This window comes from Sphaerisporangium rhizosphaerae, assembly GCF_042665155.1.
Lineage (GTDB): Bacteria > Actinomycetota > Actinomycetes > Streptosporangiales > Streptosporangiaceae > Sphaerisporangium > Sphaerisporangium rhizosphaerae.
In genome coordinates, this window is the sequence record NZ_JBHTCG010000001.1 from 189840 (window position 1) to 202942 (window position 13103).

13 protein-coding genes are annotated in these 13103 nt (G+C 73.0%); 5 read left to right on the forward strand and 8 right to left on the reverse strand.

Going from position 1 to position 13103, the window contains the following annotated elements; all coding sequences use genetic code 11:
* Positions 1 to 55 precede the first annotated feature (55 nt).
* A complete protein-coding gene (locus ACFQSB_RS00790) occupies positions 56 to 916 on the reverse strand; it encodes an aldo/keto reductase (RefSeq protein ID WP_380823740.1) in 861 nt (286 codons plus the stop codon).
* A 106-nt stretch (positions 917 to 1022) separates the two neighbouring features.
* On the opposite strand from ACFQSB_RS00790, the gene ACFQSB_RS00795 reads away from it, so the two are divergent.
* From ACFQSB_RS00795 to ACFQSB_RS00805, 3 genes are all read left to right on the forward strand, one after another.
* A complete protein-coding gene (locus tag ACFQSB_RS00795; protein WP_380823741.1) occupies positions 1023 to 1937 on the forward strand; it encodes a LysR family transcriptional regulator in 915 nt (304 codons plus the stop codon).
* 124 nt (positions 1938 to 2061) lie between these two features.
* Positions 2062 to 2496 carry a Fur family transcriptional regulator gene (locus ACFQSB_RS00800; protein ID WP_380823742.1) on the forward strand — a complete coding sequence of 145 codons (435 nt, stop codon included), beginning with the start codon at positions 2062 to 2064 and terminating at the stop codon, positions 2494 to 2496.
* Between the two features lie 124 nt (positions 2497 to 2620).
* Positions 2621 to 3808, forward strand: a complete 1188-nt coding sequence (locus tag ACFQSB_RS00805) for a VIT1/CCC1 transporter family protein (protein ID WP_380823743.1) — start codon at positions 2621 to 2623, stop codon at positions 3806 to 3808.
* Positions 3809 to 3838: 30 nt separating this feature from the next.
* Here ACFQSB_RS00805 and ACFQSB_RS00810 read toward each other — a convergent pair whose 3' ends face one another.
* The 3 genes from ACFQSB_RS00810 to manA all read right to left on the reverse strand — a co-directional run bounded on the left by ACFQSB_RS00810 (position 3839) and on the right by manA (position 6370).
* Positions 3839 to 4576 carry a sulfite exporter TauE/SafE family protein gene (locus tag ACFQSB_RS00810; RefSeq protein WP_380823744.1) on the reverse strand — a complete coding sequence of 246 codons (738 nt, stop codon included), beginning with the start codon at positions 4574 to 4576 and terminating at the stop codon, positions 3839 to 3841.
* Positions 4577 to 4738: 162 nt separating this feature from the next.
* Complete coding sequence (locus ACFQSB_RS00815) at positions 4739 to 5272, reverse strand: hypothetical protein (protein ID WP_380823745.1); 534 nt, start codon at positions 5270 to 5272, stop codon at positions 4739 to 4741.
* 12 nt (positions 5273 to 5284) lie between these two features.
* Positions 5285 to 6370, reverse strand: coding sequence for a mannose-6-phosphate isomerase, class I (gene manA, locus ACFQSB_RS00820; RefSeq protein ID WP_380823746.1), 1086 nt, complete (start codon positions 6368 to 6370; stop codon positions 5285 to 5287).
* A gap of 288 nt (positions 6371 to 6658) precedes the next feature.
* On the opposite strand from manA, the gene ACFQSB_RS00825 reads away from it, so the two are divergent.
* A complete protein-coding gene (locus ACFQSB_RS00825) occupies positions 6659 to 7702 on the forward strand; it encodes a DUF2293 domain-containing protein (RefSeq protein WP_380823747.1) in 1044 nt (347 codons plus the stop codon).
* A 57-nt stretch (positions 7703 to 7759) separates the two neighbouring features.
* Here the strand turns inward: ACFQSB_RS00825 and ACFQSB_RS00830 are convergent, their stop codons facing one another.
* From ACFQSB_RS00830 to ACFQSB_RS00840, 3 genes are all read right to left on the reverse strand, one after another.
* Positions 7760 to 8353, reverse strand: a complete 594-nt coding sequence (locus ACFQSB_RS00830; protein ID WP_380823748.1) for a TIGR03086 family metal-binding protein — start codon at positions 8351 to 8353, stop codon at positions 7760 to 7762.
* Positions 8354 to 8479: 126 nt separating this feature from the next.
* On the reverse strand, positions 8480 to 8926 hold the full coding sequence (locus ACFQSB_RS00835; protein ID WP_354834751.1) for an SRPBCC family protein: 447 nt from the start codon (positions 8924 to 8926) through the stop codon (positions 8480 to 8482).
* Positions 8923 to 9264, reverse strand: a complete 342-nt coding sequence (locus ACFQSB_RS00840) for an ArsR/SmtB family transcription factor (RefSeq protein WP_354834754.1) — start codon at positions 9262 to 9264, stop codon at positions 8923 to 8925. Before ACFQSB_RS00840 ends, ACFQSB_RS00835 begins: the two co-directional genes overlap by 4 nt.
* A 263-nt stretch (positions 9265 to 9527) precedes the next feature.
* On the opposite strand from ACFQSB_RS00840, the gene ACFQSB_RS00845 reads away from it, so the two are divergent.
* A complete protein-coding gene (locus ACFQSB_RS00845; RefSeq protein ID WP_380823749.1) occupies positions 9528 to 11513 on the forward strand; it encodes an N-acetylmuramoyl-L-alanine amidase in 1986 nt (661 codons plus the stop codon).
* A gap of 133 nt (positions 11514 to 11646) precedes the next feature.
* Here ACFQSB_RS00845 and ACFQSB_RS00850 read toward each other — a convergent pair whose 3' ends face one another.
* Positions 11647 to 13035: a glycine--tRNA ligase gene (locus ACFQSB_RS00850; RefSeq protein ID WP_354834760.1), complete on the reverse strand. Its 1389-nt coding sequence runs from the start codon at positions 13033 to 13035 to the stop codon at positions 11647 to 11649.
* Between the last annotated feature and the right edge of the window lie 68 nt (positions 13036 to 13103).

Here is a 13103-nt window from a genome sequence, read left to right on the forward strand (position 1 = left end):
CCGCGCGCGCCCGGGTGGCGTCCATCGGCGGACGGCCACCCGGGACCGCTCGCGGTCAGGCCGCGTCGAGGCGGGACAGCTCCTCGGGCGACAGCTTCAGGTCGACCGCGGCGGCCGAGTCGCGGATGGTCTCCGGACGCGAGGACCCGGGGATCGGGATGACGACCGGGGCCTTGGCGAGCATCCACGCGAGGCAGACCTGCTGAGCGCTGGCACCGTGCTCGCGCCCGATCTCGGCGAAGACGTCGAACCGCGAGCCGAGCTCTCCTGCCCGGGCGATGCCGCCGAGCGGGCTCCACGGCAGGAAGGCGATGTCCATCTCGGCGCACAGTTCGAGCTCGGGATCGCTGGAGCGGAAGGCGGGCGAGAACTGGTTCTGGACGCTCACCAGCCGCCCGCCCAGGATCTCGTTCGCCTGGCGGATCTGGCCGGGGTCGGCGTTGGAGATGCCGGCCATCCGGATCTTCCCGGCGTCCAGCAGGTCGCGGACGGCCCCGACGGAGTCGGCGTAGGGCACGCGCGGGTCGGGCCGGTGGAACTGGTAGAGGCCGATGGCCTCCACGCCGAGCCTCTGGAGCGACGCCTCGCAGGCGCTCTTGAGGTAGTCGGGCGAGCCGTTCAGCGTCCAGGAGCCGTCGCCGGGGCGCAGGTGGCCGCCCTTGGTGGCGACCAGCACGTCGGAGGTGTCGCCTCCGTAGCTCGCGAGGGCGCGGGCGATCAGCGCCTCGTTGTGGCCCACGTCGCTGGCGAGCAGGTGGTAGGCGTCGGCCGTGTCGATGAGCGTGACGCCGGCGTCGAGCGCGGCGTGGATGGTCGCGATGGAACGCTGCTCGTCGGGGCGCCCCTCGATGGACATGGGCATGCCGCCCAGACCGATCGCGCCGACCTGGACGTCGCCGATGCGGCGAGTCTGCATGAGAGTTCCTCCTCGGAGATGTCTTGTCCTTCGCAGTCTCCTCTGCCCACGATTAAGCTGTCCAACAGAAGAAACTGATCTCATTGAGCAGCGATGGTGATAGATCATGGAGCTCCGGCAGCTCGAGTACTTCGTGGCCGTCGCCGAGGACTGCCATTTCACCCGGGCCGCCAAGCGGCTGCGCGTCGCCCAGTCGGGCCTGTCCGCCTCGATCCGGTCGCTGGAGCGCGAGCTGGGCGCCCCGCTGTTCCTGCGCAGCACCCGGCAGGTCGAGCTGACCCCGGCGGGCCGGGCGCTGCTGGTGGAGGCCCGGCGGGCGCTCGCGGCGACCGGCGCGGCCGTGGACGCCGTGGCGGCGGTGCAGGGCCTGCTGCGGGGCAGCCTCGCCATCGGCTCGCTGCAGTGCCTGCACGTGGTGCACCTGCCGGCGGTGCTCGCCCGGTTCGTGGCCGCGCATCCCGGCCTGGAGGTCAGCCTGCGGCACGGCGGTTCCGGCGAGCTCGTCGAGCAGGTGCGGACGGGCCGGCTGGACGTGGCGTTCGTCGCCCGCCCGGCCCGGTGCCCCGGCGACGTCGTGGCCACGCCCCTCGCCGGCGAGCCGCTCGTCCTGGCCTGCCCATCGGACCACCCGCTGGCCTCCCGCGCGGAGGTCGGCCTGGCCGAACTGGGCGCCGAGCGGTTCGTGGACTTCCCCGCCGACTGGGTCAGCAGGAACCTGGCCGACAGCGTGCTGGCCGGCGCGGGGGTGGAGCGCCGGGTGGCGCTGGAGGTGACCGACGTGCACTCGCTGCTGGACCTGGTGACCTTCGGGCTGGGCGTGGCGCTCGTCCCGCGGTCGTTCTCGGCGAAGACCGACCGCGTGCGGTTCGTCCCGCTCGCCGGCGCGGTGCCGCCCTGGGAGATCGTCACCGTCACCGGCGACCCGACCAGCGCCGCCGCCGCGGCCCTGCTCCGCGAGGTCGCCGCAGAGGGCTCCCCCGCCGCTCCCCCTGTTCCCGCCGTCTCCGTCGCCGCCGGCTGACGGGCATGAGGCCGGCCGGGCCGGCGGCGGACGCCGTAGGACCGACATACCGACACTTGTACCGGCGATGTAGACTTATTTGCACAATATCCATATAAGACTGGGCCGATGGCCGGAGGAGCCGGTGGGTGAGTTCGCCGACGACACCGTGGCGTCGCTGCGGGCGTCCGGGCTGCGGGCGACGCGGCCCCGCCTCGCCGTGACCGAGGCGCTGCGCTCGATGGGCGGGCACCGCACGGCCGACGACGTGCACGCGCACCTGGCGGGGCGCGGGATCACGCTGCCGCGCACCAGCGTCTACAACTCGCTGGTCACCCTCGCCGAGCTCGGGGTCGTGCTGCGCGCCGACGTCGGACCGGGCGCGGCGGTGTACGAGGTGGCCGACCGGTGGCACCACCACTTCGTCTGCCGCCGGTGCGGGAAGGTCAGCGACGTCGCCTGCGTCGTGGACGCCAAGCCCTGCCTCACCCCGGGTGACGACCTGGGCGAGGTGGACGAGGCGCAGGTCATCTTCCGGGGGGTCTGCCGCGCCTGCCTCGGCGGGAGCGCACCGGACTGAGCGCCGCGGCCGGCGCCCCAGAGCCCTGGAGACGAGCGGATCCTCCCGCGGCGACCAGACCCGGACCAGTGATGATCGGCGCCGCGTGGTCGGACGCGCGGTGACCGGGCAGGAGACGTGGACGATGAGCGCCGAGACCGGCAACACCCGAAACGAGCCCCGTGGCGCCCGCGGGGACCGGCAGGCCGCCGCCCGCTACCGCGGCGCCCTGGAGGCCGAGCGGCAGAGCGCGGTCCTGTACCGCGGGCTCGCCGCCGGCGCCGAGGGAGAGCGGCGCGAGGTCTTCCTGCAGCTGGCCGCCGTGGAGGAACGGCACGCCGCGCACTGGGCCGGCAAGCTCGCCGGCCTGGGCGAGAAGGTGCCCGACCCGAGCCGGCCCAGCCTGCGCACGCGGGCGCTGTCCTGGCTGGCCCGCCGGTACTCCGTCGGCGCGGTGCTGCCGTTCGTCGAGCGCGCCGAGCACGCCGACGCGGGCCTGTACGACGCCGACCCGGACGCCGATCCCGGCATGGCCGTGGACGAGCGCTCGCACGCCCGCGTGCTGACCCGGCTACGCCAGGGGGAACGGGCGGACGCCGGAGAGGGCCTGCCGGTGGTGGGCGGCCGGGGCGTGGCCCGGCGCGAACGCTGGCACCGCAGCGACCGGTCGGGCACGCTGCGCGCGGCCGTGTTCGGCGTCAACGACGGCCTGGTGTCCAACACCTCCCTGGCCATGGGGTTCGCCGGTTCGGGAGCCGCCGGGCACACCATCCTGTTCGCCGGGCTCGCGGGACTGCTGGCCGGCGCGTTCTCCATGGCCGTCGGCGAGTACATCTCGATGCGCAGCCAGCGCGAGGCCTACGAGCGGGAGATCGCGCTGGAGGCGGAGGAACTGCGCGACGATCCCGCGGCCGAGGAGGAGGAGCTGGCGCTGATCTACCGGGCCAAGGGCCTGGACGCCGAGGAGGCGGAGCGCGTCGCCAAGACGATCATGAAGGACCACGACACCGCGCTGGAGACCATGGCCCGCGAGGAGCTGGGACTGGATCCCGAGGAGCTCGGCTCGCCGTGGTCGGCGGCGCTGTCGAGCCTGGTCGCCTTCGCCCTAGGAGCCGTCGTGGTCGTCATCCCGTACCTGTTCGCGGACGGGACGGCCGCGCTGGTGACCGCGGTGCTGCTGGCCGGGCTCGCCCTGTTCGCCGTGGGCGCCTTCCTGGGCCTGCTCAACGGCAGGCCCGCCCTGCGCACGGGCGGCAGGCAACTGCTCGTCGGCGGGGGCGCGGCCGTCGTCGTGTACGTCATCGGCCACGCCATCGGCGCCACAGGCGCCTGACCCTCCGGGCCGCGCGCCGGTCGCGGGAGGTCAGAACATCAGCCGGACGGCGGCCAGGAAGGTGAGGGCCAGGGTGATGCGCTCGAACCAGGTCCGGTTGATGTGCCGGACGATTACGCGCCCTGCCCCGCCTCCCACGACGACGGCGGCGGCGGTGGCCGCGGCGAAGACCAGCGTGGCCGGGGTGACCAGGCCGAGCGCGACGCTGAACGGCACCTTGAAGGCGTTGATCGTCAGGAAGAACCACGCGGTCGTGCCGAGGAAGCCGAGCATCGGCAGGCCCGCCGCCAGGAAGTACAGGGCCATGATGGGCCCGGCGGCGTTGGCCGTCATCGTGGTGAAGCCGGCGAACACTCCCGCGAACGCCGCCACCGCGGGCCGGTTGGCGAGCGAGGCGTCCGATCCGCGCCGCCGGTTCCACAGGCTGAGCGCGATGATCACCAGCAGGATCGCCCCGATGATCCGCCGCATCTGCGCGTCGTCGACCCAGCGCACCACCACGGCGCCGACCAGCACTCCGGCGGCCACCCAGGGGAACAGCTTGAGCAGCCTCGGCCAGTCGGCGTGCCTGCGGTAGGAGACCACCGCCACCACGTCGCCGACCAGCAGCAGGGGCAGGAGCATCCCCGTCGAGCTCTTCGTCGGCAGGACCAGGGCGAACAGCGCGACCGCCACCGTCCCCGCGCCGGAGATCCCGGTCTTGGAGAAGCCGACCAGGACGAGCGCGAGCACCAGCACCGCCCACTGGGCCAGGTCGAGCGCCGGCATCAGCCCCGTCTCCGGCCCGCGCGCCCCACGGTACGCGGAAGGTGGTGGGTGCGAGGCGTCGGTCCTCCGCGGCCGCGCGCCGCGGTTTTCAGTCTGAACTCCAGCACCACGGCAGAATACGGGCAGGTGCGGATTTGTCGGGCGGCGGGCGGCGAGTCGCGGTCAGCCGGAGAACAGCTCGTCGGGGTGGGGGTCGAAGCAGACCAGGTCGTGCCGGTCGGCGAGGCGCAGGACGGTGCGGCACACCTCGGCGGCACGGGGGAAGACGATGGACATCACGACGAACTCGTCGCCGACCGTCAGCGGCGTCGCCCACGGCGAGGTCGCGTAGTCGCCGTCGGTGAGGTCGGGGAACTCCTCGGTCAGAGCGTCGTAGAAGGCGGCCACCTGCGGAACCGGCCCCGAGACCGGTTCGGAGACCGGCTCGGGGAGCGGTTCTCGGACGGGATCCGGGACCGGCTCGGGGACCGGCTCGCGCACGGGATCCGGGACCGGCGCCGGAATCAGCTCCAAGGTCGCCTCGGCGACCGGCTCAGGGATCGGCTCTGAGGCCGGCTCGGATACCGGCTCAGAGGCCGGTTCCCGGGCGTCCGAGGCGGGCGTGGTCCTGCCGGCGCGCCAGGCCGCGTACCTGCGCGCCGCCTCCTCGGGCGTGAGCGGGGGACGCGCGTACCAGACCCCGAGGTCGACGCTCATGGGCCTCCTCGCTCAGATGCCGGGTTCGGCGACGAAGACGGTGCCGGTCGTGCGGACGGTGAGCGCGGGCCCGGCGGCCGGGACGAACACCGACTCCCCCTGGCGCAGCTCGGTCGTCCCGGCCGTCGCCGTCCCCTCGGTGACCAGCAGGATGCGCGGCACCCCCGCGGGAAGGCTCTGCTCGGCGCCCGCGCCGTCGATCCGGCGCAGGCGGAACTCCGGGCTCGGGGTGTCGTACACCCCGCCGGGACCGGCCGCGAGGGCCAGCGGCGCGGTGGCGGGGTCGGTGATGCGCAGCAGTTCGGCGACGTTGAGCGGCTTGGGAGTGAGACCGGCGCGCATCACGTTGTCGGAGCTGCCCATGATCTCCACGCCGAAGCCCTTGAGGTAGCAGTGGAGCACCCCGGCGCCGAGGAACAGGGCCTGGCCGGGGGCCAGCTCGTGCCGGCGCAGCAGCAGCGGGGCCAGGCACGCGGGGTCGCCCGGGTAGCGCCTGGCCAGGCGAACCACCAGCTCGTAGTCGGGGTGATGCACCGCCGAGGCGGCCCACACGATCTGCTCGGCGGCCTGCCGCTTGCCGAGCAGGGCCTCCAGCGCTCCGAGCGACTCCCCGCCCTCCAGCAGGGACACGACGTCCTTCAGGTCGGGGACGCCGAGCCGGTCGACGAGCATCGCGGCCTGCTCCGGCGGGCGGAACCCGGCGAGCGCGGTGAACGGCGTGAGCGCGCACACCAGCTCCGGCTTCGGCCACGGGTCGCCGTAGACCCCGCGGGCGTGGCCGTCGACGGCCTGCTCCGCGGACGGATGGACCTGAAGCGACAACGGCTGGGCGACGGCGATGAGCTTCAGCAGATACGGCAGTCGCTCGCCGAACGCCTCCAGCGTGGCATCGCCGAGTCCGGCACGCGGGTCGGCCCCGATGAGATCGGCCAGGGTCCGGCCGTCGTCGCCGCCGAGGCGCGACGGGCCGGAGGGATGGGCACCGAGCCACATCTCCGCTTCAGGACCCGGCGCGGGGACGGGCCTGCCGGTGAGCTCGGCGATATCCGTGCGCGATCCCCACGCGTAGTCCTTGACGGGGTTGGTCAGCAGGTGCACATGTGCTCCTCGGTCGGATGCGGGCGCCGCGCGGCGGCGCCCTCGGCCTGGTGCCCGATCGAGCCCGGCGGCGACCCGTGTGAGCACGGCCGACCCGGGGGACGCGTCCGAACTCCAACGGGCGGAACGTGGTGGGCCCGCCCGCATCATTTCACCCTTCGGGGACATCGAGGTGACCGCCCCTCGAATGTCAATGGCTCACCCGGCCGCGATGCGCCGCATGACCGGGACGACCCGAGAGCGGCGAACCGGCACACGCACGTGCCCGCGTGCGGCAGGGTTGGACGCGTGCGCAGCAAGCTCGGCGGCCGGGTGGCCCAGGCGGCGGAGGTCGCCCTCGCCACCCGCCGGCACGTGACCGCCATCGACGTCCTCACCGGCCTGGGGTGGCTGGCGGTCCGCCACGTCGAGACGTGGCGGCAGGGCCGCGCCGACAACCTGGAACGGCTGGCGCCCGTGGACCGCCCCAGAATGGAACAGGCCCTCTCCCACCTGCGCGAATGGGCCCTCGCCCGCGGCCTGGTCGAGAGCGAGGCGGCGTACGCGGCGGCCGGCCGCGACCGGCGGCCGTTGCGCTTCACCGCCGACGGCGACGAGGACACCGAGCGCCGGTTCCGCGTCCACTGGATCTCGCCGGAGCTCAGCGAGCCGCGGCGCAGGCAGATCGAGGAACGGCACAACAAGGCCCCCGACCTGGTGGCCGTGATGCCCGAAAAGGAGTGGTCCTGCGCCGGATGCGGGGACACCGGGCCCTACCTGATCATGGAAGACGAGCAGCCGCACTGCCTGACGTGCGTGGACATGGACCATCTGGTCTTCCTTCCCGCGGGCAACGCCGCGCTGAGCCGCCGCGCGAAGAAGGCCAGCGGCCTTTCGGCCGTCGTCGTCCACTTCAACCGGCGGCGCAAGCGGTACGAGCGGCTCGGCGTGCTGGTCGAGGAAGAGGCCCTGGCACGCGCTGAGGAGCAGTGCCTGGCCGACGAGGAGGTGCGGCTGCGCCGACGCGAACGCGACCGCGAGCGGCGGGCCGGCGAGGACGCCGACTTCCAGGCGAGGATGACCGAGGAGATCCGCCGCCTGTTCCCCGGCTGCCCGGCCGAGCGGGCGAGCGCCATCGCCGGCCACGCCGCGGTGCGCGGCAGCGGCCGGGTGGGACGCACCGCCGCCGCCCGCGTGCTGGACGAGAACGCGATCACCCTGGCCGTGGTCGCGAGCGTGCGCCACCTGGACACCGACTACGACGAGCTGCTGATGTCGGGCGTCCCGCGCATGACCGCCCGCGAGCGCATCCGCTCCCGCGTCGACCAGATCCTGACCACCTGGCGCCCCTGACCTCCCACGCCGCCCTGTCCGCCTCTGGTCTGCTCTGTGGCAGGCCGTCCGGGGACGTCAGGGGCGGCGTCCGGTGAAGCAGAGGAACGCGGTCTGCGGGTCGGCGTCGCCGGGGGGCGTGACCTCCCCTTGGAAGGCGCCGGTGCTCTGCAGGGCGGCGTAGTGCGGGCGCAGCTTCTCGTGCGTCCTGACGACGGCGTCCCGGTCCAGGGTCTCGTCCCCGCCCACGGCGCGGGCCAGGTCCCAGGTGTGGACGAGCAGTTCCATGGCCCCCACTCTGTCGGCCGCCTCCGCCACCGCGACCGGCCCGAGCGGGCTGTAGGGCAGGGGCGTCGCGGCCAGCTCCGGATCGGTGAGGACGGCGCGCAGTTCCGCCCGGGCCTCGGCGTAGGCGGCGGCGAGGTCCGCGTCCGGCTCGATTCGCGGCGCGTCGGCCATGCCGGACACGCCCACGCCGTGGGAGGGCCGGGGCGGGGTGCCGCGGACGACCGCGATGATGCCGCGGTGCCCGTTGACGACGTGGCCCACCAGGTCGCGGGCCGTCCAGCCCGAGCAGGGCGTGACCCGGTCCCATCGGTCGGCGGGCGTCGCCTCGACGCGTGCCAGGAAGTCGCCCGCGAGGCGATCGAACCGCTCGGCGATCTCGGACATAGCTGAATCCAATCGTTGATATCGGGATAAGAAGGGCTTTCGAGGTCGCGACCTACACCACGAGCAGGAGACTCACCGAGGGCAGGGGGCTTCGCACGCGGTCACGGTCCGCACGAGGGCGTGGGTTCACATGCGGTCGAGGACGGCTCGCAGGCCGCGCAGGACGCCTGATCGCCAGCCGCCGCCCATGATCCGGCGGGCGCGCTGCTGGAGCGGGTTTCCAGGGTCGAAGCCCTCGTGCAGGAGGAACAGCCGGGTGCCCCTGCCCTCCGGCTCCAGCGTCCAGGTGATCGTCCAGTCGGCGTCGTTGCCGGGGTCGGCGTCCCGCCAGCCGATGCGGAGCATCCTGCCGGTCTCGAAGGCGAGCACTTCGGCCAGGACCGTGCCGGAGAAGCCGGTGCCCGGCATGGGGACCGCCCGCATGGTGTACCGATGGCCGACCTGGAGCCGGAAGTCGCCGGGCATCAACCACCGGGCGAGCAGGTCGGGCTCGGTCAGGGCCCGCCACACCTTGGCGGGCGGATGCGGCAGGAACTCGTCGAGGTGGACGACGGCCGGGTCGTCGCCGGTCATCGCTCGTCGTCCATCTGGTCGAGCAGGTCGCGCAGCCCGGCGAGCCGCTCGCGCCAGAACCGCTCGAAGGGGCTGAGCCACTGCTGCACCTCGTTCAGCGGCACCGCTTCGAGCCGGTAGAGCCGCTGGCGGCCGACCTTGCGCTCGGCGACCAGCCCCGCCTCGCGCAGCACCCGCAGGTGTTCGGAGAAGCTCGGGCGGGCCATCGTGAAGTTCCCGGCCAGCCGCTGCACCGGCTGCGGCCCCTCGTCCCTGAGCAGCCGCAGCACCTCGCGCCGCACCGGGCTGGCCAGCGCGGCGAAGACCAGGTCCTCGGCCGGAGCGTGTGTGGGTGGCATGCGCCCCACTATACGTAGGATATTTCCTACCTGTCATCCCGGCCCGCGTCGGCGCCGCTGATGCCGGGCGGGGCGGCGTTCCGCATGAACGTCACATAGGAGTGCAGAAGACCTCGCCAGGTGAAGGCGGTCTTTGACACGCCGCATGACAAGCAGTGGATCCGGCGACGGCAAGTCGTAAGGTGACCGTCGATATCCCGGGCTCACGCAGTCCCGCAGGAGCGTTCGCACTGCCCGCGTGACTGCCTGAGAAAGGGTCCTCCATGCGCAGAACGCCGGCCGCCGCCGTCCCGCTGGCGGCCTCGCTGGTCCTCGCCGGCCCCGCCTCCCCACCCGCCTGGAGCGCTCCAGCGCCCGCATGGTCCCGGCATCAGGCCTCCGGGACCACGCCTGCCCGGTCCCAGCAGAAGCCGTCCGAGGCCGCACCCGCCCTGTCCGGACAGAAGGCGTCCGGGGCCACGCCCATCCGGTTCCGGCAGGAGGCGTCCGGGGCCGCGCTGTCGCGGCAGCGGGCGTTCCAGGTCGCGGCGGCCAAGTACGGCGTCCCGGAGCAGATCCTGCTCGGCGTCTCCTACCTGGAGTCACGCTGGGACGCCAACCAGGGACTGCCCAGCACCTCCGGCGGATACGGGCCGATGCACCTCACCGACCCCCGCCTCGCCCTGCACGGCCGTCACGGGCCCGGGACGGCCGAACGGGCCGCCCGGCTCACCGGCATCCCGGCCGACCGGCTCGTCCGCGACCCGGACGCCAACGTGCTGGGCGGCGCCGCACTGCTCGCCCGCCACCAGAAGGCGCTCGGCCGGCCCGCGAGCCGTGACCCGGCCGGTTGGTTCGACGCCGTCGCCCGGTACTCGGGCGCCACCGAGGCCGGCAGCGCCCACCGGTTCGCCCGCGAGGTCTTCGCCCTGATCGAGCGGGGCGCGGGCCGGGTCACCGACGACGGCCGGCAGGTTTGGCTGCCCGCCGCACCGGAGATCGCTCCGCGCATGGAGCACGTCGAGCGCGAGGGGCCGCCCGAGGCCGGGGCCGGGAGGGCCGAGTGCCCGAAGGGCCTCGCCTGTGAGTGGCTGCCGGCGCCGTACCGCGAACTGCCCGGCGGCGGCTACGGCAACCACGATCGGTCCGACCGGCCGCGCCGGCACCGCATCGACTACATCGTCATCCACGACACCGAGGAGACCTACGGCAAGACGCTGCGGCTGGTGGACGACCCGGCGTACGTGAGCTGGCACTACACCATCCGCTCCTCCGACGGGCACATCGCCCAGCACGTCCGCGCCCGGGACGTCGCCTGGCACGCCGGGAACTGGTACTTCAACGCCAAGGCCATCGGCATCGAGCACGAGGGGTTCATGGCCAAGGCGGGCGCCTGGTACACCGAGGCGATGTACCGCGCCTCCGCCCGGCTCGTGCGCTACCTGGCCCGCCGGTACGGCATCCCGCTGGACCGCGCGCACATCCTGGGCCACGACAACGTCCCGGGCACCGTGCCGGGCACGGTCGCCGCGATGCACGTCGACCCCGGGCCTTACTGGGACTGGGGCCACTACTTCGAGCTGCTGGGCAGCCCGATCAGGTCCACCGGCGGCGACCGCAGCGGCCTGGTGACGATCAGGACCGACTACGCGCGCCACCACCCGCGCTACACCGGATGTGCGGAGCCGGGCGAGCCGTGCCCGCCGCACGGGTCGTCATCGGTCTGGCTGCACACCGCGCCCAGCGACGACGCCCCGCTGGTCAGGGACGTCGGCCGCAGGTCGGACGCCGCGTCGACCCACGACGTCCACGACCACGGCGCGCGGGCGACCACCGGCCAGCAGTTCGCCGTGGCGGGTCGCAGCGGCGACTGGACGGCCATCTGGTATCTCGGCCGGCGCGCGTGGTTCCACGACCCCGACGACGCGCCGACCGCCGTCAACGCCACCGGGCTGGTCGTCACGCCCGGACCCGGGCGCGCGAGCGTGCCGGTGTACGGCAGGGCCTACCCCGAACCCCAGGCGTACCCGAAGGGAGTGCCCGTGCAGCCGATCGTGCCGTTGCAGTACACCATCCAGCAGGGGCAGCGGTACGCGGTCGGCCTGGCGACGCACGGCGAGTACTACCACTCGACCTCCTTCGACGAGAAGGCCCACCGGCTGGTCCGCGGCCGCACGATGTACTACCAGGTGCAACTCGGCCACCGCGTGGCCTTCGTCAAGGCCGACGACGTGGAGATCATGCCCTCCACCACCGACCTACCCGGCTGAGGCGTCCCACCAGGACGCGCGCCGCCGCCGATCTACCGCAGGTGTCCGCCGGCACGCGGGAGCCCCTGCACTGACGCATCCCCGGAGGCGGCCGCCGCGGGGGCGGCCGCCATGCTCGGGCGTGCGGGCGGGGTCAGTCGTTGAGGTGCTGGCGGAGGTAGGAGTCGACCTGGTCGAGGGCGATGCGCTTCTGGGCCATGGAGTCGCGTTCGCGGATCGTCACGGCGTGGTCTTCGAGGGTGTCGAAGTCGACGGTGACGCAGAACGGCGTGCCGATCTCGTCCTGGCGGCGGTAGCGACGGCCGATCGCCCCGGCGTCGTCGAACTCGACGTTCCAGCGGCGGCGGAGCTGGGTGGCCAGGTCGCGGGCCTTGGGCGACAGGTCGCTGTTGCGCGACAGGGGCAGCACCGCCACCTTGACCGGCGCGAGGCGGTGGTCCAGCCGCATGACCGTGCGCTGCTCCATGACGCCCTTGGCGTTCGGGGCCTCGTCGACCGTGTACGCGTCGATCATGAAGGTGAGCGCGCAGCGGTCGACGCCGGCGGCCGGCTCGATGACGTAGGGCACGTAGCGCTCGCCGCTGTCCTGCTCGAAGAACGACAGGTCGGTGCCGGAGGCGGCGGCGTGCGTGGTGAGGTCGAAGTCGGTGCGGTTGGCCACGCCCTCGAGCTCACCCCACTCGGAGCCGGTGAAGTTGAAGCGGTACTCGACGTCCACCGTGCGCTTGGAGTAGTGCGACAGCTTGTCCTTGGGGTGCTCGTACAGCCGCAGGTTGTCGCGGTTGATGCCCAGGTCGATGTACCACTGCAGGCGCGTGTCGATCCAGTACTGGTGCCATTCCTCGTCGGTGCCGGGCTTGACGAAGAACTCCATCTCCATCTGCTCGAACTCGCGCGTGCGGAAGATGAAGTTGCCCGGGGTGATCTCGTTGCGGAACGACTTGCCGATCTGGCCGATGCCGAACGGGATCTTCTTGCGGGACGACTGCTGCACGTTGAGGTAGTTGATGAAGATGCCCTGCGCGGTCTCGGGGCGCAGGTAGGCGAGGCCCGAGTCGTCCTCGACGGCGCCGAGGAAGGTCTTGAGCAGGCCGTTGAACATGCGCGGCGCGGTGAAGGCGCCCTTGGTGCCGCAGTTGGGGCAGGTGAGGTCGGCCAGGCCGTTCTCGGGGGCCCTGCCGCCGTGCTTCTCGGCGTAGGCCTCCTCGAGGTGGTCGGCGCGGAAGCGCTTGTGGCACGACTGGCACTCGGTCAGCGGGTCGACGAACTCCCTGACGTGGCCGCTCGCCTCCCAGACCTCGCGCGCCAGGATGACCGAGGAGTCGAGGCCCACGACGTCCTCGCGGCCCTGGACCATGGACTTCCACCACTCGCGCTTGACGTTGTTCTTGAGCTCGACGCCGAGCGGGCCGTAGTCCCAGGACGCGCGCAGACCCCCGTAGATCTCGCTCGACGGGTAGACGAGTCCGCGGCGTTTGGCGAGGCTGACGATCGTGTCCATGATGTCGGTACGGCGGGCCATCAAGAATCTCCATCCGGCTGGCGGTCGGGGTTGGGTTGGTCGATCAGAGGGCGCGTCACCTGCCCGAT

Coding starts and splice junctions, on each gene's coding strand:
- ACFQSB_RS00790 (WP_380823740.1), bottom strand. CDS start 916: ATGCAGACTCGCCGCATCGGCGACGTCCAGGTCGGCGCGATCGGTCTG.
- ACFQSB_RS00795 (WP_380823741.1), top strand. CDS start 1,023: ATGGAGCTCCGGCAGCTCGAGTACTTCGTGGCCGTCGCCGAGGACTGC.
- ACFQSB_RS00805 (WP_380823743.1), top strand. CDS start 2,621: ATGAGCGCCGAGACCGGCAACACCCGAAACGAGCCCCGTGGCGCCCGC.
- ACFQSB_RS00810 (WP_380823744.1), bottom strand. CDS start 4,576: ATGCCGGCGCTCGACCTGGCCCAGTGGGCGGTGCTGGTGCTCGCGCTC.
- ACFQSB_RS00815 (WP_380823745.1), bottom strand. CDS start 5,272: ATGAGCGTCGACCTCGGGGTCTGGTACGCGCGTCCCCCGCTCACGCCC.
- ACFQSB_RS00830 (WP_380823748.1), bottom strand. CDS start 8,353: ATGTCCGAGATCGCCGAGCGGTTCGATCGCCTCGCGGGCGACTTCCTG.
- ACFQSB_RS00835 (WP_354834751.1), bottom strand. CDS start 8,926: ATGACCGGCGACGACCCGGCCGTCGTCCACCTCGACGAGTTCCTGCCG.
- ACFQSB_RS00840 (WP_354834754.1), bottom strand. CDS start 9,264: ATGCCACCCACACACGCTCCGGCCGAGGACCTGGTCTTCGCCGCGCTG.
- ACFQSB_RS00845 (WP_380823749.1), top strand. CDS start 9,528: ATGCGCAGAACGCCGGCCGCCGCCGTCCCGCTGGCGGCCTCGCTGGTC.
- ACFQSB_RS00850 (WP_354834760.1), bottom strand. CDS start 13,035: ATGGCCCGCCGTACCGACATCATGGACACGATCGTCAGCCTCGCCAAA.